The organism is Fictibacillus sp. 26RED30 (genome assembly GCF_015903845.1).
Taxonomy (GTDB): Bacteria; Bacillota; Bacilli; order Bacillales; family Fictibacillaceae; genus Fictibacillus; species Fictibacillus phosphorivorans.
On sequence record NZ_JACZDV010000001.1, the window covers coordinates 1,852,997 to 1,871,747 of the forward strand.

Annotated in this window: 20 protein-coding genes and 1 riboswitch; of the genes, 1 reads left to right on the forward strand and 19 read right to left on the reverse strand. The window is 40.5% G+C overall.

What is annotated here, in order from left to right:
• Position 1: 1 nt before the first annotated feature.
• The 4 genes from sdaAA to IHV11_RS09460 form a co-directional block, all read right to left on the reverse strand.
• On the reverse strand, positions 2–889 hold the full coding sequence (gene sdaAA / locus IHV11_RS09445) for an L-serine ammonia-lyase, iron-sulfur-dependent, subunit alpha (RefSeq protein ID WP_197194456.1): 888 nt from the start codon (positions 887–889) through the stop codon (positions 2–4).
• Positions 890–901: 12 nt separating this feature from the next.
• Positions 902–1,564 carry an L-serine ammonia-lyase, iron-sulfur-dependent subunit beta gene (gene sdaAB, locus IHV11_RS09450; protein ID WP_197194457.1) on the reverse strand — a complete coding sequence of 221 codons (663 nt, stop codon included), beginning with the start codon at positions 1,562–1,564 and terminating at the stop codon, positions 902–904.
• Between the two features lie 96 nt (positions 1,565–1,660).
• Positions 1,661–3,337, reverse strand: a complete 1,677-nt coding sequence (locus IHV11_RS09455; protein WP_197194458.1) for a DAK2 domain-containing protein — start codon at positions 3,335–3,337, stop codon at positions 1,661–1,663.
• Positions 3,338–3,352: 15 nt separating this feature from the next.
• Positions 3,353–3,715, reverse strand: coding sequence for an Asp23/Gls24 family envelope stress response protein (locus tag IHV11_RS09460; protein ID WP_066240675.1), 363 nt, complete (start codon positions 3,713–3,715; stop codon positions 3,353–3,355).
• A gap of 234 nt (positions 3,716–3,949) precedes the next feature.
• Between IHV11_RS09460 and rpmB the strand changes: the two genes are divergently transcribed.
• Positions 3,950–4,138, forward strand: coding sequence for a 50S ribosomal protein L28 (rpmB, locus tag IHV11_RS09465; RefSeq protein ID WP_066240673.1), 189 nt, complete (start codon positions 3,950–3,952; stop codon positions 4,136–4,138).
• Between the two features lie 194 nt (positions 4,139–4,332).
• Here the strand turns inward: rpmB and spoVM are convergent, their stop codons facing one another.
• The 15 genes from spoVM to gmk form a co-directional block, all read right to left on the reverse strand.
• Positions 4,333–4,413, reverse strand: a complete 81-nt coding sequence (gene spoVM, locus IHV11_RS09470) for a stage V sporulation protein SpoVM (protein ID WP_007202502.1) — start codon at positions 4,411–4,413, stop codon at positions 4,333–4,335.
• Positions 4,414–4,517: 104 nt separating this feature from the next.
• Positions 4,518–5,162 carry a thiamine diphosphokinase gene (locus IHV11_RS09475; protein WP_197194459.1) on the reverse strand — a complete coding sequence of 215 codons (645 nt, stop codon included), beginning with the start codon at positions 5,160–5,162 and terminating at the stop codon, positions 4,518–4,520.
• On the reverse strand, positions 5,159–5,728 hold the full coding sequence (thiT, locus tag IHV11_RS09480; RefSeq protein WP_197194460.1) for an energy-coupled thiamine transporter ThiT: 570 nt from the start codon (positions 5,726–5,728) through the stop codon (positions 5,159–5,161). The genes IHV11_RS09475 and thiT overlap by 4 nt, the downstream gene beginning before the upstream one ends.
• Positions 5,729–5,819: 91 nt before the next feature.
• Positions 5,820–5,926: riboswitch (TPP riboswitch) on the reverse strand.
• Positions 5,927–5,947: 21 nt separating this feature from the next.
• Positions 5,948–6,595 carry a ribulose-phosphate 3-epimerase gene (rpe, locus tag IHV11_RS09485; protein WP_197191178.1) on the reverse strand — a complete coding sequence of 216 codons (648 nt, stop codon included), beginning with the start codon at positions 6,593–6,595 and terminating at the stop codon, positions 5,948–5,950.
• Positions 6,595–7,485, reverse strand: a complete 891-nt coding sequence (rsgA, locus tag IHV11_RS09490) for a ribosome small subunit-dependent GTPase A (protein ID WP_197127687.1) — start codon at positions 7,483–7,485, stop codon at positions 6,595–6,597. The genes rpe and rsgA overlap by 1 nt, the downstream gene beginning before the upstream one ends.
• 2 nt (positions 7,486–7,487) lie before the next feature.
• Positions 7,488–9,521, reverse strand: coding sequence for a Stk1 family PASTA domain-containing Ser/Thr kinase (gene pknB / locus IHV11_RS09495; protein ID WP_197194461.1), 2,034 nt, complete (start codon positions 9,519–9,521; stop codon positions 7,488–7,490).
• Positions 9,518–10,372 (reverse strand): Stp1/IreP family PP2C-type Ser/Thr phosphatase, encoded by an 855-nt coding sequence (locus tag IHV11_RS09500; protein WP_231620216.1) that lies wholly within the window; start codon positions 10,370–10,372, stop codon positions 9,518–9,520. The genes pknB and IHV11_RS09500 overlap by 4 nt, the downstream gene beginning before the upstream one ends.
• Positions 10,284–11,369, reverse strand: coding sequence for a 23S rRNA (adenine(2503)-C(2))-methyltransferase RlmN (rlmN, locus tag IHV11_RS09505; RefSeq protein ID WP_197127684.1), 1,086 nt, complete (start codon positions 11,367–11,369; stop codon positions 10,284–10,286). The genes IHV11_RS09500 and rlmN overlap by 89 nt, the downstream gene beginning before the upstream one ends.
• The gene (gene rsmB / locus IHV11_RS09510; RefSeq protein WP_197194463.1) at positions 11,362–12,735 is read right to left on the reverse strand and encodes a 16S rRNA (cytosine(967)-C(5))-methyltransferase RsmB; all 1,374 of its coding nucleotides are present in this window, start codon (positions 12,733–12,735) and stop codon (positions 11,362–11,364) included. Before rsmB ends, rlmN begins: the two co-directional genes overlap by 8 nt.
• A gap of 2 nt (positions 12,736–12,737) precedes the next feature.
• Positions 12,738–13,667, reverse strand: a complete 930-nt coding sequence (gene fmt / locus IHV11_RS09515) for a methionyl-tRNA formyltransferase (RefSeq protein ID WP_197194464.1) — start codon at positions 13,665–13,667, stop codon at positions 12,738–12,740.
• 3 nt (positions 13,668–13,670) lie between these two features.
• On the reverse strand, positions 13,671–14,144 hold the full coding sequence (gene def, locus IHV11_RS09520; protein ID WP_197194465.1) for a peptide deformylase: 474 nt from the start codon (positions 14,142–14,144) through the stop codon (positions 13,671–13,673).
• 19 nt (positions 14,145–14,163) lie between these two features.
• Positions 14,164–16,572, reverse strand: a complete 2,409-nt coding sequence (gene priA / locus IHV11_RS09525; RefSeq protein ID WP_197194466.1) for a primosomal protein N' — start codon at positions 16,570–16,572, stop codon at positions 14,164–14,166.
• Positions 16,569–17,777 carry a bifunctional phosphopantothenoylcysteine decarboxylase/phosphopantothenate--cysteine ligase CoaBC gene (gene coaBC, locus IHV11_RS09530; RefSeq protein ID WP_197194968.1) on the reverse strand — a complete coding sequence of 403 codons (1,209 nt, stop codon included), beginning with the start codon at positions 17,775–17,777 and terminating at the stop codon, positions 16,569–16,571. Before coaBC ends, priA begins: the two co-directional genes overlap by 4 nt.
• A gap of 140 nt (positions 17,778–17,917) precedes the next feature.
• The gene (rpoZ, locus tag IHV11_RS09535) at positions 17,918–18,124 is read right to left on the reverse strand and encodes a DNA-directed RNA polymerase subunit omega (protein WP_197127679.1); all 207 of its coding nucleotides are present in this window, start codon (positions 18,122–18,124) and stop codon (positions 17,918–17,920) included.
• Positions 18,124–18,741, reverse strand: coding sequence for a guanylate kinase (gene gmk / locus IHV11_RS09540; RefSeq protein WP_197194467.1), 618 nt, complete (start codon positions 18,739–18,741; stop codon positions 18,124–18,126). The genes rpoZ and gmk overlap by 1 nt, the downstream gene beginning before the upstream one ends.
• Between the last annotated feature and the right edge of the window lie 10 nt (positions 18,742–18,751).

Sequence of the window (18,751 nt, forward strand, 5' to 3'; positions counted from 1 at the left end):
TTTATTTCTCGTTTAGCGGGATGCCAAAGATTTTTGCTTCAAGCTCTCTTCCTGTTGGTGTAGCTGCTAAGCCTCCAAGTGCAGTTTCACGCAGTGCAGACGGCATTGAAAGACCGATCTTGTACATCGCATCGATCACTTCGTCACAAGGAATACGGCTTACGATCCCAGCAAGTGCCATATCAGCCGCTACGATAGCATTGCTTGCACCCATCGCGTTTCGTTTCACACAAGGAACTTCTACTAATCCAGCGACAGGATCACAAACAAGTCCTAGCATGTTCTTTAGTGCGATCGCCATTGCTTCGGCTGATTGCGAAGGTGATCCTCCTGCAAGTTCGACGATCGCCGCTGCTGCCATACCAGTAGCAGAACCCACCTCAGCTTGGCATCCACCTGCAGCTCCAGAGATAGAAGCGTTGTTTGCGACTACAAAACCAAACGCACCTGCAGCAAACAAATACTCAATCATTTGTTCTCGGGTAGGATTTAATTTTTCTTTTAACGCAAACAGAGTACCAGGAACGACTCCTGCAGAACCTGCAGTAGGCGTTGCACAAATCGTACCCATTGCCGCGTTCACTTCATTTGTTGCCATTGCTTTGCTTACGGCATCAAGCATAAGTTCGCCTGATAGAGATTTACCAGATTTAATATACGTTTGAAGAAGCTTTCCGTCCCCTCCGGTTAGACCAGAATGTGATTTCACATCTTCTGTAATTCCGCGCATGACGGCTTCTTCCATCACTCTTAAGTTTCGATCCATGAACCCTAGAACTTCTTCTCTAGAACGCCCAGTAACATCCATTTCTTGCTGTATCATAATCTCTGAGATCTTACAATTTTTCGACTCAGCTAATTCTATTAATTCAGCTACATTACGAAACATACTTCTCACCTCTTAATCGTGTATCTTTACTACTTGTTGAACAATCGGGAGAGAATTTAGTTCGTTAATGATGATCTCATCTGCATTCTGATCGATCTCAATAACCATCAAAGCTTCTTTCCCTTTTTCTTTTCTTGATACTTCCATATGACCAATATTAATCTCGTGCTTAGCTAATATATTTGCCACTCCTGCTATCGCTCCATATTTATCATTATGAACGATCAAAAGAGCTGGGTGATTTCCAGATAAACGCAGTACAAACCCATTAAGCTCTGTAATCTCAATTTTCCCGCCACCGATCGAAATTCCAACTACTTCAATTTTATCGTCGTCATCCCCAATAATTACACGAGCTGTGTTTGGATGGTCCGTGATAGCATCTTCGGCGGTCATCTTTACTTCGATACCCTCTTGCTTCGCGATTGTAAGCGCATCCACAATTCGAGTATCAAACGTGTCATAATCTAGGATTCCGCCAACGATCGCAACATCCGTTCCGTGACCACGATAGGTTTTTGCAAAAGAGCCATAGAACGATATGGTTGCATATTTAGGTTTCCTTCCGAAAAGACTTCTCGCTACTCGACCGATGCGCGCCGCGCCGGCTGTATGTGAACTAGAAGGCCCAATCATAATGGGACCGATAATATCAAACACACTTTTATATTTCATAACGTTCTCCTTCAAGTTGCGTTTTTTCCCATAAAAATAAGTATTCCCTCTTAACTTTATCATACTTTAAGTTTAAGAGAGAATACTTTTCATTTTTTACTCTACTGATAAGATGAATGAATAGATCGGCTGCTTACCGTTATGAATTTCAGCTTCCGCATCGGGATACTTTTCTTCAATAAATTCAGCAAGTTCCTGTGCCTCTTCCTCAGAGCTATCTTCACCATAGATGATCGTAACGATCTCTGAATCTTCATCGAGCATATTTGAGAGTAGTTCTTTCGTTACTTCTTGTTTGTCTGTCTTAGAAGTTAGAATTTTTCCTTCTGAGATTCCCATAAAGTCACCTTTAGCAATTTCAACACCATCGATAGATGTATCACGAACTGCATAAGTAACTTGGCCAGACTTAACAGAAGTAATGGCTTCGTTCATCTTCTTTTCGTTCTCTGCCATATCAGCAGAAGGATTGAAAGCTAATATAGAAGCGATACCTTGTGGCACTGTTTTTGTGCGGATGATCACAACTTCTTCATCAACAACACTTGCAGCTTGTTCAGATGCCATGATGATATTGCTGTTATTCGGAAGGATGAACACTTTCTCTGCGTTAACCTCAGAAATTGCTTTTACGATATCTTCAGTACTTGGGTTCATCGTTTGTCCACCTTGGATAACTGATGCGCCCATCGATGAAAACATCTCTTCGATTCCTTCACCCATTGCAACAGTAACGATTCCGTATTCCTTTTTCTTTTCAGAAACAGGTTGTGAGTACGAAGGGATAACTTCGTTCTCGCTCTCTAAAATCGCTGAGTGCTGCTCACGCATGTTTTCGATCTTGATGTTGATCAAGCTGCCATAACGATGTGCAAGTGTTAGCATATTACCAGGTTGCTCCGTATGGATGTGAACCTTTACCACGTCTTCATCAGCAACGACTAGTAAGGAATCACCATGTTGACTTAACTCATTACGGAAGTTGATCTCATCGAATGGATTACTTTTTATCTTTTTATCTTCGAACCTTACCATGAACTCTGTACAATATCCGAAATGGATATCTTCCGTCTTCATGTGCATCTGTGCTTTATGATGCTCTGCGTTAACAAGTTCGCCCATCGAAGGAGCGTTAACAGATACTTTCGGCAGCTCTTTGCCTTCAAGTACAGCTAAAAACCCTTCATAAACAGTGACTAACCCTTGTCCACCAGAATCAACAACGCCAACTTCTTTTAGAACCGGAAGTAGATCAGGAGTACGGTTTAAGGAAGCTTTCGATTCTTTAACAAGCTCTTTCATAATGTATAGAATATCGTCTGATTTTTTAGCTTCTTTAACTGCTTTTTTTGCAGCGTCTTTAGCTACAGTTAAAATCGTACCTTCTACTGGTTTCATAACTGCTTTATAAGCAGTTTCTACACCTTTATCAAATGCATTGGCAAATTCAGCAGCGTTAATCGTCTCTTTTCCTTCGATTGATTTAGAGAATCCTCTAAACAACTGTGAAAGAATAACACCAGAGTTTCCACGCGCTCCCATTAATAAGCCTTTAGCAAAAGCACTGGCAACAGCGCCAATTTGACTAGACGTGTTTTTTTCTACTTCTTTTGCACCAGAAGTAATCGTTAAGTTCATGTTCGTTCCTGTATCGCCATCTGGTACAGGGAAAACATTAAGTGCGTCGACCATTGCTGCATTCCGTGTTAAGTTTGAAGCACCCTCGAGTACCATTTTTGAAAACTTTTTTCCATCTAATACTTTTAAAGACACAAAACTTCCTCCTAACTAAGGGGTTGTCACCCTGACACCCTGAACGTAGATATTGACTGAGTCAACCGCCAAACCAAGCATTTGATCCAGGGTATATTTCACTTTGTTCTGAACGTTATGAGCCACTTCAGAAATCTTTGTTCCATAACTAACGATGATGTACATGTCAATATGTACTTCATCCTCTTCTTGTCGAACAACGATCCCTCGGGAGAAATTTTCACGTCCTAAAAGTTCAGTTATTCCATCCTTTAATTGCTTCCTTGATGCCATGCCAACAATTCCGTAACAATCAATTGCTGCTCCACCGGCTATAGTGGCAATTACTTCATTAGAAATATCAATTTGACCATAGGTTGTTTTCATTTCAATGGACATGCTTATATCCCCCTTTAATTTGTTAAATGGCTAACAAATATTTTACTATACATCAGCCTATTTTGAAAGGACTACTACATTTCACACTATGTAAATAGTATTGTCAAGGAAATTTACTTGAAAACCTTTTACGAATATGTTGCATTGCTACTGAAGTCATGCTAATATTATTTAGTATTTAACATACGATTGAATTGATGCAAAGCTTTTTTGCTGTAAAGGAGGTTCACCTACATGGCTCGTAAATGTTTTATTACTGGAAAAGGACCTAAAACTGGTAACAAGCGTTCTCACGCAATGAACAAATCAAAGAAAAGCTGGGGAGCTAACGTCCAAAAGGTTCGTATTCTTGTGGACGGAAAGCCTAAACGCGTATACGTATCTGCTCGTGCCCTTAAATCTGGCAAAGTTGAACGTGTATAAATAAAAACAGCAGCAACCGCTGCTGTTTTTTTCTTTGCCCAAAAAGCTCTTTGATGACCAAAATAGATTCAAGCGGACAGTATTTTCTTTAAACTGGACAGTAAATCATCCAATCTGGAGCGGAAAGCAACTACTTTCATAGAACCACTCATAAAAAACAAACAAAAAAAGCGCACAGGCGCTTTTTTTGTTTGTTATCCTTTTTTGAAAGAACCTAAGACGGCACGTACGAAGCCTCCCAAAAATTTAGGAAGTTTAATGGTATAAAATTTCATCTTACCCCTCCTCCAGGCCCATAAAAAATGATAAGAGCTAAACAATAAATACTTTATTCCCCTTTTTATAAAAAGGTGCTTTGGGGCCTGTATTCCGTGATTTTTTAATCACGGCTCTTTACCATCAATATTATGCCGGAGTCAAAAGAATAAGTACCACTTTTATTTACAAGCTCATTGGAAACACATAACGATGAACCAGCCTGAAGTTTAGCTTGGTCTAACGGGTATTTAAATCCCTCTAAGGTGATGCCTGTTACTGCTTCACTTTGAGCTAGAAATGAGATATATGAGTATCTGTGATCTTGCTCAATTTCATAACATCCAGGTAGATGAAGTGAGATCTCATTCCTTGTATCCTTAATCCTTACATCTGCATGATTGTTCCGACTTTTAAATAAAAGTTGGATGTTCATCAGTTCGTGATCTAACCTTCCACCAGTCGCACCGAATATGAGTATTTGTTCTGGATTCTGTTTCAACGCCCACTCTAATGCGATCTCCATGTCAGTGGAATCTTTTTCTGATCGGTATTGATTCACTTTTATCGAAGAGTTCATTATACTTCTTCTCTCATCATCTGAAACAGAATCGAAATCACCAAATGCATACAGTGGAAAGATATCATTTCTCAATAAAAAGAGGGTTCCTCTATCGACACCGATCCAAATATGATCCGATGATAGATCATATGGCTTCAAATCAGGAATCAAATGCTCCGGACCTCCTGCAACTATGCTTATCTTCATGCTGCTTGATGGCGACCGTTATGAGCAGCGTGCAGTAGTTTAGGAGCTGTGTTTGTTAGTAGTATAACGACTAGAGCAGTAATCCCGAAAATAACGACCATGAACGACCCGTTGTATAAGAACGAATAGAGCCATATGTTCATCTCTTCTGCTAGATCACTAAAGAATATAACCCCTGATAATACATGTGAGATCGTTCTTAACAAGCAACCTACGAAAATTCCTATAACCATCAAGAACGTTCTCCTGCTGGCACCTTGAGTGATAGACGGTGCAAATGCCCCCGCAACGCCCGCTAGAGCGAACGCTAACGGATAGTCTAAGATCATCTGTGCTGGATGAATAACGTAAGGATTCACAAGAAGCTGAAGCAGTCCTACAGCTAAGCCTGTAAGCACCCCTGCCTTTAGCCCTCTTCTAAAAGCCATTAAAAAGATTGGAACCATCTCTAACGAAACAGAACCACCTTGTGGCCAAGGACCAGCAAATTTAATTAAACCTAAAATCAATGATAAAGCAGACATGATAGCGATTTCTGTTAATAATGATATGTTGTTTGTTTTCATACATGATAACCCCCTATTTTCTATGCTAAAAGAAAAACAAAAAAAGCAACCGGCATGTGAGCTCGGTTGCTTTTTAGATATACATTCAAAAAGTCATACGACTCCACATCCCTACGCAGGTATGATCCAGCTTCAGGTTCAAAGGGTCGGGAGAACACTCCCCTCTCAGCCCTTTAAAGGACTCCCCCTGTGGTTGCTTATTTAATTTTCTTTAATCAATTATACACCACGAATGGCTTTTATTGCATCCTTTAAATCTTTCTTCCCATAAATGGCAGAACCAGCAACTAATACATTCGCACCAGCTTCCACACAAAGACGAGCTGTTTCTGGATTTACGCCGCCATCAACTTCAATCTCAACGTTCAATCCTTGTGTTTGTACGAGATCGGACACTTCTTTGATCTTGGGCACTACGCTCTCTATGAACGCTTGTCCACCAAAACCAGGATTAACAGTCATTAGCAATACAAGGTCAACATCTTGTATTATGTGTTTGATAGAATCGACTGGTGTTGCTGGATTAATCACCACACCCGCTTTTACACCTTGTTGTTTAATAAGTTGAACCGTTCGATGTAGATGAGGTGATGCTTCAACATGCACAGAAATAATATCAGCACCTGCTTTTGCAAACTCTTCAATGTATCGATCTGGATTTTCAATCATGAGATGTACATCTAACGGAAGTTTTGTAACAGGTCGGATCGCTTGAACAACAAGTGGTCCAATCGTGATGTTTGGTACGAAATGGCCATCCATCACATCAACATGAATATAATCAGCACCCGCTTCTTCTACAGCTTTTATATCATCGCCTAACCTTGAGAAGTCAGCCGACAGAATAGATGGAGCTATTTTAATCATCAGTACCTCCGTTTTTGATCTTTAATTTCTTGTAAAAAACTTACGTAATGGTCGTAGCGGAACTTTGGAACGACTCCGTCCTCTACCCCTTTTTTAACTGCACATTTCGGTTCAGACGTATGTGAGCACCCTCTAAATTTGCAATCGCCCCGAAGCTCGTCCATTTCTGGGAAGTACATCGATAAGTCTTCCGCTTCAATATTTAAGAAATCTAGCGAGCTGAACCCAGGCGTGTCAGCAACTAAGCCATTACCAAAGAGAATGAGTTCCACATGACGAGTCGTGTGCTTCCCTCGGCCTAAATGGCTTGAAATCTCATTTGTCTCAAGCATAAGCTCTGGATTGATCGCATTCAAAAGGGAAGATTTACCAACTCCAGACTGCCCTGCAAACACGGTAACTTTATCTTTGAAAAGTGGATAGAACATTTCAAGACTATCATCTGTTTTCGTCGAAGTTGGAATGACTTCGTAACCTAATGTTTTGTACGCCTCTATATAATGGTTGATTTCCTCGATCTCTTCAGGTTTCTGTATAAGATCCATTTTTGAGATACAAATAACAGGTAAGATATCGTTCGCTTCAATATGAACAAGGAAGCGGTCTAATAAAAGCGTGCTAAAATCTGGTTCTGTAGCTGAAAAAACTAGAATGGCTTGATCCACGTTCGCGATAGGAGGACGAACTAGCTCGTTTTTGCGTTCCTTCACATCAAGAATGTATCCATCTGTAATGTTGCTTGACTCGTATTCTACCCAGTCCCCTACCAATGGATTTACTTTCTTTTTGCGAAAATTACCTCTTCCTCTGCATTGGAAAACTTCAGCCTTACCATTTTCCTTAACGTAATAAAAACCAGCGAGCGCTTTAACAATTCTTCCTTCAGGCATGCTTAATCACCATCGTCCCCTTCCTCATCATCATTATTATCATTACTCATTCTTGCGTTAGCACTTTTAGCATCATCATAGTTTATCGTCTCCGATTCCTCTTCTTTTCCGTTGATATATACAACGTAAGAAGCAGAACCTCCCTCAGCGATCGTCAGAGGCAGCTGATATTTCTTTTTGTCTGTAATCTGTTCTTCAACAAAAACTTCATTTGAAGCGTTTTTATCGGAATATACAATCCTTACTGTAACTGGTTCTCTTCTGTTCTTCTTATCTAGCTTAACTTCGATATCCTTTGTCACTGTACGGTCTTCGGCGGGTGGTTCCTCTTCAGCAGGAGGCTCTTCTGACTCTTCTGGGCCATCAGAAAGAACGACAGAGATCGTTGCTCCTTTTTCTACTTGCGTAAAAGGAGATGGCTCTTGTGAGATCACTCTTCCTTTTTCGACCGTATCAGAAAACTCTTTTGAAAATTCAACGGTAAGACCAGCATTCTTAGCAAACGTATTTACATCTTGTTCTGTCGCACCTATTAAGTTTTCAACTTGAACGGTTGGTGTTCCAGAACTAACTGTTAGTGTAACTTCAGTTTCTGCAGGTGTTACTTTTTCATCACGATCAGGACTTTGTTCGAGCACAGTACCTTCTGGCTCTGTGTCTGATTCTTCATAGTCGATATTGATCTGTGAGAAGCCATCTTCTTTCAAACGTTCTTTCGCATCTTCTATATTATAGCCTTCTAGATCAGGCATATTTTCCTTTTCAGGTCCTTTTGATACGAATAACGTAACGATTGCTTGCTGTTTCACTTTTGTTCCTGGAGATGGATCTTGCCTTACTACAAGACCTTCTTCAATCTCGGGATCAAATACTTCCTGCCGTTTCACTTCAAGCCCTTCGGCTCTCAAGCTATCAAAAGCATCTACATATTCTTCTCCCGCTACATCTGGAACACTGACTTCTTCAACATAAAAGATAGAAGGCATCATCGTGAAAGCAGCTATTCCCGCACCGCCTAACAAAAGAAGTGATATAAGTAAAATAAGCCACCAGTTTCTTTTCTTCTTAGGTTTTTCGGGCTTTTTCTCTTTTTCTTTTTCTCTTTCTTCTTCTGCTTTCTTCACAGGTGTTTCGATTGGTGGCACGACTATAGGAGGAATGTACTTTGTTTTCTCATCTTCCTCGTTTTCTTCGTTCCACTTTTGTTCATACATACGGTCTGGATCTAACGCTGAACTCATATCCCTCAACAGTTCATCAGCACTGTCATATCTTCTTAAAGGATTTTTCGCCAACGACTTTAAAACAATATTCTCCACACTCTGTGGGATTTCAGGATTCAATCTTCGTGGTTCGATCACGTTTTCTTGGAGATGTTTTAAAGCAACCGACACCGGCGAATCTCCAACGAACGGAACTCTTCCTGTAACCATTTCATAGAGTACTGCTCCGAAAGAATAGATATCAGATTTTGCGTTCGCGATACCGCCTCTTGCTTGTTCAGGCGAAAAGTAGTGAACAGATCCAAGAATAGAGTTTGTATGCGTGATCGTTGCTGAAGTAATAGCGAGCGCAATTCCAAAGTCTGTTAACTTTGCTGTACCGTTATCAGTAATTAATATATTATGCGGTTTAATATCGCGATGAATGATTCCATGATCATGAGCGACCGCCATACCTGAAACGATCTGCTTCATAATATGCAGAGATTCTTCTACCGAGATCTTGCCATGTTCTTTTATGTATTGCTTTAGTGTTTTTCCCTGCACATATTCCATCACGATAAAATAGATCTCTTCATCTTCTCCAACATCATAGATACTCACAATGTTCGGATGGTTAAGACTCGTTGCTGATTCAGCTTCTCTTTTAAATCGTCTGATGAAATCTTCGTCCTTATTAAACTCAGATCGTAGAACCTTTACTGCTACATCTCTATCTAATATTAAATCTTTTGCTCTATAAACGATGGCCATTCCGCCGTCACCGATAACTTCTAAAAGCTTGTAGCGGCCACTGACTCTTTTTCCTATCATGTTATTGCTTCCCCTTTTGTTTCTGTGTCAGCACTGTTCTGTATAAGGATAGCAGTAATGTTATCTTCTCCACCGGCATCTTTTGCCCAAGTGATCAATCGTTCTACCTTCTCGGTAACGGATTCCATTTGATCTTCAAACACTTCTTGAAGACGTTTAGAAGATACTTTATCTGATAGACCGTCCGAACAAAGCAAAAGATAGTCACCGTTGTGCCAAGTGATCGTATTAAACTCAGCTTCTACGGTTTCATCAGTACCGACAGCTTTCATGATCATGTTTCTTCTTGGATGAATCTCTGCCTCATCCTCTGTAATCTGACCAGATTTCACTAGTTCTTGGACTAGTGAATGATCATCCGTTACTCTTTTCAGTTCCCCATTCGAATACAGATAACATCGGCTGTCACCGATATGTGCGACTGTAATTTCTTTATTCGTACCTAAAGCAGCCACAACCGTAGTTCCCATACCTCTAGTTTCAGGATTCTCCTGAGAAAAATCAAAGATATGTTTATTCGTATCTTTTAAAACGTTCTGGATCCAGTCTTTTACGTTTTCCATGTTTTCTTCAAATTGAGACCATGCATCTTTCATCACTTTAAGGGCTTCTTGGCTAGCGATATCTCCTGCTTTATGTCCACCCATTCCATCTGCGATAACTGCAAGAAAGTGTTCACCCTTTGTGAACACTTCCCCGCTGTCTTCATTATGCTTCCTTACCATTCCAACGTCTGTTTGAAAGGCAATTTGCATCTTCCCGTCACCTCGTCTCTTCTTTACGTTCCTTCGCACGCAGCTGACCGCATGCAGCATCAATGTCATGTCCTTGTTCTCTTCTGATGGTGGCATTAATGCCTCTGGAGGTTAACGTCTCTAAGAACTTGAAAATTTGTGTTTTCGGTGTTCGGACATAGTCTCTTTCTGGTACATAGTTTACTGGGATAAGATTTACGTGACACTTAATATCTTTGATTAAGTCTGCTAGCTCGTTCGCGTGTTCTACGGAATCGTTAACTTTACCGAACAAACCATATTCAAACGTCACACGGCGTCCCGTCTTTTTAATGTAATAACGAATAGAATCCATCAATTCGTTTAACGGATACATTCTGTTTACTGGCATCAATCGGCTTCTCGTCTCTGTGTTCGCCGCATGCAGGGAGATTGCAAAATTGATCTGCATGCCCTCGTCCGCAAACTTGTAGATGTAAGGTACAACACCACTCGTGGAGATCGTAATATGGCGAGCTCCGATATTAAGGCCTTGATCGTGGTTGATAATCTTCAGAAACGACATGAGCCCTTCATAGTTATCAAAAGGCTCACCGATACCCATAACAACTACTGAACTTACTCTTTCTTCTGTTTCATCTAGCGCGCGTTGAACTTGAAGCACTTGAGCTACGATCTCACCAGCTAGAAGATTACGTTTAAGTCCGCCTAATGTGGAAGCGCAGAACGTACAACCTAAGCGGCATCCTACTTGAGTAGTTACACAAATACTATTTCCATATTCATGTCTCATAAGAACCGTTTCGATCGAATAACCGTCTTGAAGCTCGAATAAAAACTTAATCGTGCCGTCCGAAGACTCCTGACGTACGACTTCTTTTAATGGTTTGATATAAAAGTCTTTCTCGAGCTTTTCACGAAGACCTAAAGGAAGGTTCGTCATTTCCTCAAAAGAAGACACACGTTTTTTATACAGCCATTCAAAGATCTGTTTTCCTCTGAACTTTGGTTCTCTTATATCAGTAAGCCACGCTTCTAACTCATGAAGTTCTAAAGAAAAGATAGAAGGTTTAATATTTGGTTTTGTTTGTTTCTCTGTTAAAGGTTTAAGCATGTTTCTCACCACCTGTTGTCTTTTTTCTGTATGCTGCTATATAGAATCCGTCACTATTAAAATAATGAGGCATGATCTGAATATCTGATCTACCATCTATTATATAGGATTTTATGTTATTCGGCATTTTTTCCGCAAATTGGGAATCCCACTCGAATTCTGGATGGTTTGATAAGAACCAATCTGCAACGTTATCGTTTTCTTCTTTATCAACTGTACACGTACTGTATACGAGCAGTCCGCCATCTTTGACCATATCTGAAGCAGCGTGCAAAATATCTCTTTGAATGTTCGTCAATCTTGTCACATCTTCTTCTGTTTTAGACCATTTCAGATCAGGCTTTTTACGAATAACTCCGAAACCGCTGCAAGGCGCATCTACGAGAACTCTATCAAATGTTCCTGTTTCATACTGATCAGATACTTTTCGTGCATCTAACACGGATGCTTCAATATTTTCAAGTCCAAGACGTTCTGCTTGTCTTTTGATCAAGTCAATCTTATGAGAATGAAGGTCTAATGAAACTACCTTTCCTTCTCCTTGCATCAGTTCTGCCATATGAGTTGACTTCCCACCTGGCGCGGCGCAAGTATCAAGAATCGTTTCTCCAGAAACAGGATCAACAGCCCGTGCCACTAACATTGAACTTTCGTCTTGGATTGTTACAAGACCTTGTTTATAAACATCAGTTGCTGGAAGATAGCCTTCTTTAATGATGATACCTTCAGGAGACAATTCTCCTTCTTCAGCTACAATTCCTTCTTCTAAGAGAAGCTCCAAAACGTCTTTTCTATTGCTTTTCTTCGTGTTCACCCTTGCAGTCACAGGAGAAGCTAATAAGTTAGATTGTGCCATCTTCTCCGCATCTTCTAGTCCGAACTGATCTCTCCAGCGGTCAAACAACCATTGAGGCATACTATAAGAAAGAGCTTCTTTTTCCGCACCTTCTGAAGCTTTCTTATCCATGGCTTCTGTTCCTTCTCGCTGAAGTTTACGTAAGATACCGTTTACTAGACCGGCTAGTCCTTGGTTTCCTCGTTCTTTCGTTATCTCTACAGCCTCATGAATGATCGCATGATCAGGAACTCTATCTAAATATAGCATCTGAAAAATAGATAGCCTCAGTAAAGAAAGAACCCAACGGTCTTTTTTCTTGATCGGTTTGTTCAACAATTGATCCAAATAAAAATCAATCGTGTTTTTTCGTTGTATCGTTCCGTACACGATGTTTGTTAAGAGTGCTTTATCAACACTCTTCAAATTCGAGTTCTGCAATGTTTGATTCAGTTGTAAATTACTATAAGCCTGGTTCTGTTCTATTTTAAGTAAAACGTCCAGGGCAATCGCTCTAATGTTGTTATCCAACTCTACTCACCTAATCTCAAGCCTTTTGAAACGCTTGCTCCTTTAAGATAATCACTTGCTAACATTCTCTTTTTCCCAGAGGGCTGCAAATCTGTAATGATAATGCTTGTTTTGTTTCCTGTTGCGACCTGAAGACCTTTTTCGTGAACACCGATTACAGTCCCAGGCTCACCATCAGTACTTGTTTCTTTCTTTTCACCCCACCATACTTTAAGTGGCTGTCCGTTCAAATACGTATAAGCAACCGGCCATGGATGTAGCCCGCGAATGTGGTTATAAATTTCTTCACCTGACAATGTCCAATCAATCTTCTCTTGATCTCGCGTGATGTTCCATGCAAATGTAACTTCCTCAGCCACTTGTGGCACAGGGGTTAGTTTTCCTTCAACAAGTTGAGGAATGGTTTCAGACAATAACTTTGCACCGGCTGCACTCAACTTATCGTGCATCGAACCAACGTGATCATTTTCTTCGATTTCAACTTCAACTTGGGTAAGTATATCACCTGCATCTAATTTTTCAACCATATACATGATCGTGATCCCCGTCTTGGCGTTTCCGTCCATGATACTTTTGTGGATCGGAGCACCTCCACGATACTTCGGAAGCAATGATGCATGAACATTGATACATCCATGCTGAGGTGTTTCAAGAATCGCTTTTGGTAAAATCTGTCCATATGCTGCTGTGACGATTAAATCTGGCTGAAGGGCGATGATGTCTTCATAGTCTTCTCGCAGTTTAATAGGCTGATACACAGAAATTCCATGTTTTAAAGCTTCCTCTTTAACTGGAGTCTGCTTGATCTCTTTTTTTCTGCCAACTGGCTTGTCAGGTTGTGTGACAACACCAACGACATTGTAGCCATCTTCAACGAGTTGGCGAAGAACGGGTACGGAAAAATCAGGTGTTCCCATAAATAATACTTTCATGTTTTATCCCTCCAGTTCTTCCGTCTCGTAATATTCAATTACTTTTGATGTGAACAAGATACCATGCAGATGATCGATTTCATGTTGGATGGCACGAGCAAGAAAATCATTTGCTTTTAATGTAAACTCTTTTCCGTTTACGTCTTGAGCTGTAACGCTAACTTCATAAGGACGTTCGACTTCACCAAATAATCCCGGGAAACTTAAACAGCCTTCAGGCCCACTTTGGCGCCCAGAAGCTTTTTTTATAACCGGGTTTATCAGAACTAGCTGACCCGTGTCATCTCCGATATCTACAACTGCGATCTGTTCTGCAATGCCAACCTGAGGTGCAGCGAGTCCAACTCCTTCTGCCTCATACATCGTCTCGAACATATCTTTAACTAACTTTTTTAAATTTTTATCGAATGTTTTAACTGGTTCACATTCTGTTTCTAACACTGGATGTGGATGTTCTACAATTTTAAGAATGGTCATTTTGTATCTCCTTAACTAGCTACATAAGTGTTTGGGCGTTTAAATCACCCGTTATCTGAAGATCTTTATTCTCTTTATCGTTTTGGAAATGAGCAATAATCTCTTCAAACCAGGTTCTTAGCTCCGGCTCATTTTTGTATTTTATCATGACCTGATAGCGATATCTATCCTTCACACGTGCAATGGGTGAAGTTACAGGTCCAAGAAGTAGACTATCCGGTGATAACCTCTTCGATAGGTAGGTTGCTGCTTTCTCGCTCGCTTCAACCACTTGCATGAGATCGAGATGACTGAACGTTAACAAACCTAAATAATAAAAGGGTGGATATTGATGAAGTTTTCGGGTTTGCATCTCTTGATTATAAAAGGAGTGAAAATCGTGCTTGGATGCTAATTGAATGCTGTAATGCTGAGTATCGTATCCTTGTACAATAACCTTTCCCTCTAGTTCGTGTCTGCCTGCACGGCCACTAACTTGCGTAAGAAGCTGGAAGGTTTTTTCTGAAGCTCTAAAGTCGGGTAGATGAAGCATCGTATCAGCAGCCAAAACGCCTACCAATGTTACTTTTGGAAAATCCAGCCCTTTTGCGATCATCTGTGTCCCGAGCAGGATATCAGCTTCACCGTTTTCAAATGCCGTTAAGAGCTTTTCGTGACTGCCTTTCTTTGAAGTCGTATCAACGTCCATACGAATCACACGTGCTTCAGGAAGGACTTTAGCAAGTTCTTCTTCAACTTTCTGAGTACCAGTTCCAAAAAAACGGATATGTTCGGAAGTACAACTCGGACAAACAGAAGGTGTACTCTCTTTATAACCGCAATAGTGGCATTTTAATTCACCAAGACGCTTATGGTAGGTTAAAGAAATGTCACAGTGAGGACATTGTGCTACATAGCCACAATCTCTGCAAAGAATAAAAGAAGCATAGCCTCTTCTGTTCAAGAACAAGACCGACTGTTCTCCTTTTTGAAGTCCGCTCTTCAGCTTGTCCATCAGAGCTAGGGAAAACATAGAGCGGTTCCCGTTCTTCAGTTCCTCTCTCATATCTACTATGGTGACTTCTGGCATCGGATTAGCATGTACGCGGTTAGCTAGCTCTGCTAATTGATACCTTCCTTTTTGCGCTCTTGCATATGTCTCAAGTGCCGGTGTCGCACTTCCAAGGACGATTGGACATGAATGGTAGTTCCCCCTCCATATCGCCACATCTCGTGCATGATAGCGCGGGTGATCTTCTTGTTTATAACTTGTTTCGTGCTCCTCATCTATAATGACGATTCCTAAGTTTTGGAACGGAGCAAAGATCGCGGATCGCGCGCCTACAACGACGGAAACTTCTTTTCTAAGAATCTTTCGCCATTCATCATATTTTTCTCCTATCGATAATCCACTATGAAGTACCGCAACTGCACTACCGAAACGACCTTTAAAGCGGTTTACCATCTGCGGGGTGAGCGAGATCTCAGGTACGAGTACGATAGCTTCTTTTCCTTTATCCAATACATTTTGGATGGACTGCAGATAGATCTCTGTTTTCCCGCTTCCTGTGACACCATGGAGAAGTACCGTTTCGTGTATATTGTTCTCGATAGAATGCAGAATCGGTTTGATCGCACTTTCTTGATTTTCTGTTAACGCAAGAGGCTGTGTTCGTTTCATCGTACGACCTTGGAACGGGTCACGATAGATCTCTTTTTCTTCTATAAGTAGAATACCTTTTTTAGATAGTGTTTGTGCTGTTGAGAGAGTAGCTCCTGTTTCCTTTAAAATTTCCTGCAACACGTACTCTCCATCTGGCCGATGTAAGAGTTCTATAAGAATCGCCTTTTGTTTCTCAGCATTCTTATTTAAATTTCGAATCAGTTCTTCTGCTAAAGCCCGGTCTGTAACAGAAACGAATTTTTTCTTCTTTTTATTCGCTTTATTTTTCACTTTATAAACAACATCTAGAATTCCTTCTTTCGCCAAAGACTGCAAGAGTGGTAACAGATCAGGATTTGATTTTGTCACATCACTTACAGTAATCTCGTTGTTGACTGAAAGAAGGGGACGTATCGAATCAGGTAGTTTATCAGATCTCATCACTTGAAATGACTTTTCATAAGTAGCTTTCATTGCAGCTGGCAACATGGCTTGATAAGCCGTAATGTAAAAACTAAGTGTATTCTCAGCCAGCCACCTTCCTAACTCGATCAGTTCGGACGTTAACACAGGCAATGGGTCCAGAATCTCCGTTATATTTTTCATTCCTTTTACCGTAGAAGTTGATTTTATCTCTAAGATAAAACCTTGAAGCTTTCTCGGCCCAAACGGAACGATAACACGCATCCCAGGTTCAGCCCAACCTTCCCAAACTGCTGGAATCTTATAGTCAAAAGTTTTGTTTACACTTCCTGAAGGAACATCAACTACGACTGCCGCGATCATCTTTTCATCAATTCCATAACTTCTACTAATATTTCATGTGCTGCATCTTCCTTTGACAGAATCGGCAGTACCTTCTTAGTTCCATCTTTTTTTATCATCATGATCTCGTTCGTGTCGCTCCCAAAACCTGATCCTTCTTTTGATACATCATTCCCTACAACCATATCTAGGTTTTTTCGAATCATCTTATCTTTTGCGTAGTTCTCAAGATTTTCTGTCTCTGCCGCAAATCCAACTAAAACTTGATGTTCTTTTTTCTCACCAAGAGATTGCAGGATATCAATCGTCTTTTTCATCTCGATCGTCCAAAGATCGTTTTTCTTCTTGAATTTCTTTGAATGAACCGTGACAGGTGTATAATCTGCTACCGCTGCACATTTAATAACAACATCTTGTTCATGAAAACGAGACATTGTTGCTTCAAACATATCTTTAGTGGAAACGATTTTTTCAATAGTAATGCCTTGAGGTTCTGGTAATGCGGTTGGTCCTGTAACAAGAGTCACATCTGCACCTAGTTTTTTTGCAACTGACGCAATCGCATATCCCATCTTGCCTGAAGAGTGGTTTGTAAAGTAACGAACAGGATCCAGTTCCTCTCTAGTTGGACCAGCTGTTACAAGTATTTTCTTCCCAGCTAACGGCTTATTTCCATCCTTATTCTCATTAAAATAAGCATGAACAGATTCTATCAATTCTTCAGGTTCAGCAAGTCTTCCTTTACCGATCCATCCACATGCTAAAAGTCCTTCGTTCGGTTCTATGAAACGCCAACCGAATGAAGCTAACGTTTCCATGTTCTTCTTAACTGCAGGATGATTGAACATATTTACATTCATTGCAGGTGCGATCAGTACGTCTGCTTTTGTAGCGAGCAGTGTTGTTGTGAGCATGTCATCTGCAATTCCGTTAGCAAGTTTGCCGATAGAGTTTGCAGTCGCCGGTGCGATCAAAACAAGATCCGCCCAGTCTGCAAGGTCAATATGACTAACAACTGCAGGATTTTTTTCTTCAAACGTATCTGTATAAACTTCTTCTCTTGTCAGCGTTTGAAAGGTAAGTGGTGTGATGAACTTTTGTGCAGATTGAGTCAGGATCACTTTTACTTCGAATCCGTTTTGATATAATCTACTTGCTACTGTTGCCGCCTTATATGCAGCAATTCCGCCTGAAACAGCAAGCAATATTCTCTTCTTTTCCATAATAAACCCCTTCCGCCGCTCTTGACTTATACATGCTAACTCTATTTTACAGCATTTATATGTATTAAAAAATTGATTGAAATCTATTCAGAACAAAAAAATAACAACCTTTAGTCAAGGTTGTATATTTTTTCGCTGTTCTATTAATCTTCTGGTGTTTCTCCGACTTTCATTAGTACACCGGATTGAATTTCTTCAAGTGCTTTACCGACAAACTTGTGTGATACAGGTTTTGCGATCTGCTGATTATCATATTGTTGAATTTCTCTAGCGCGCTTTGAGCTAAGAGTAACTAGTGAGTATTTTGAATCAATCTTTTCCATAAGAGAATCGATGGATGGATATAGCATTATTGGTCATCTCCTAAAATTTTTTCGTATTTTGGACGAACTCGATCCACGCGGCAATGCTCCGTGGTAATGATTGCTTTGATTCGATTGCAAGCAGCTTCGATCTCATCATTCACTACAGAATAATCATAGTGTCTCATGAGTTCAATTTCTTCCTTGGCTACGGACATGCGGTTGTTGATCAAATCTTCCGTCTCTGTACCGCGTCCAACAATACGACTTCTTAATTCGTCCAGACTTGGCGGTGTTAAAAAGATGAAAACACCTTCTGGAAATATGTTTTTCACTTGAAGCGCACCTTGTACTTCGATCTCTAGAATAACATCTTTTCCTTCGTCAAGCGTACTATTCACATATTCAATCGGTGTCCCATAATAGTTGCCAACATATTCTGCCCATTCGAGCAGCTGTTTATTTTCAATCATATCAAGGAACTCTTCTTTTGTTTTAAAGAAGTATTCTACCCCATGCCGTTCGCCTTCACGCGGCTTTCTTGTCGTTGCTGAAACGGAATATTGAATGTCCAGCTTTTGTTCACGAAGCGCTTTACACACAGTTCCTTTTCCAACACCTGACGGACCGGAAAGAACAAACAGAATGCCTCTTTCTTTTTCCATAAAAACCTCC

Coding starts and splice junctions, on each gene's coding strand:
- sdaAA (WP_197194456.1), bottom strand. CDS start 889: ATGTTTCGTAATGTAGCTGAATTAATAGAATTAGCTGAGTCGAAAAAT.
- sdaAB (WP_197194457.1), bottom strand. CDS start 1,564: ATGAAATATAAAAGTGTGTTTGATATTATCGGTCCCATTATGATTGGG.
- IHV11_RS09460 (WP_066240675.1), bottom strand. CDS start 3,715: ATGTCCATTGAAATGAAAACAACCTATGGTCAAATTGATATTTCTAAT.
- rpmB (WP_066240673.1), top strand. CDS start 3,950: ATGGCTCGTAAATGTTTTATTACTGGAAAAGGACCTAAAACTGGTAAC.
- spoVM (WP_007202502.1), bottom strand. CDS start 4,413: ATGAAATTTTATACCATTAAACTTCCTAAATTTTTGGGAGGCTTCGTA.
- IHV11_RS09475 (WP_197194459.1), bottom strand. CDS start 5,162: ATGAAGATAAGCATAGTTGCAGGAGGTCCGGAGCATTTGATTCCTGAT.
- thiT (WP_197194460.1), bottom strand. CDS start 5,728: ATGAAAACAAACAACATATCATTATTAACAGAAATCGCTATCATGTCT.
- rpe (WP_197191178.1), bottom strand. CDS start 6,595: ATGATTAAAATAGCTCCATCTATTCTGTCGGCTGACTTCTCAAGGTTA.
- rsgA (WP_197127687.1), bottom strand. CDS start 7,485: ATGCCTGAAGGAAGAATTGTTAAAGCGCTCGCTGGTTTTTATTACGTT.
- pknB (WP_197194461.1), bottom strand. CDS start 9,521: ATGATAGGAAAAAGAGTCAGTGGCCGCTACAAGCTTTTAGAAGTTATC.
- IHV11_RS09500 (WP_231620216.1), bottom strand. CDS start 10,372: ATGCCACCATCAGAAGAGAACAAGGACATGACATTGATGCTGCATGCG.
- rlmN (WP_197127684.1), bottom strand. CDS start 11,369: ATGCTTAAACCTTTAACAGAGAAACAAACAAAACCAAATATTAAACCT.
- fmt (WP_197194464.1), bottom strand. CDS start 13,667: ATGAAAGTATTATTTATGGGAACACCTGATTTTTCCGTACCCGTTCTT.
- def (WP_197194465.1), bottom strand. CDS start 14,144: ATGACCATTCTTAAAATTGTAGAACATCCACATCCAGTGTTAGAAACA.
- priA (WP_197194466.1), bottom strand. CDS start 16,572: ATGATCGCGGCAGTCGTAGTTGATGTTCCTTCAGGAAGTGTAAACAAA.
- rpoZ (WP_197127679.1), bottom strand. CDS start 18,124: ATGCTATATCCATCCATCGATTCTCTTATGGAAAAGATTGATTCAAAA.
- gmk (WP_197194467.1), bottom strand. CDS start 18,741: ATGGAAAAAGAAAGAGGCATTCTGTTTGTTCTTTCCGGTCCGTCAGGT.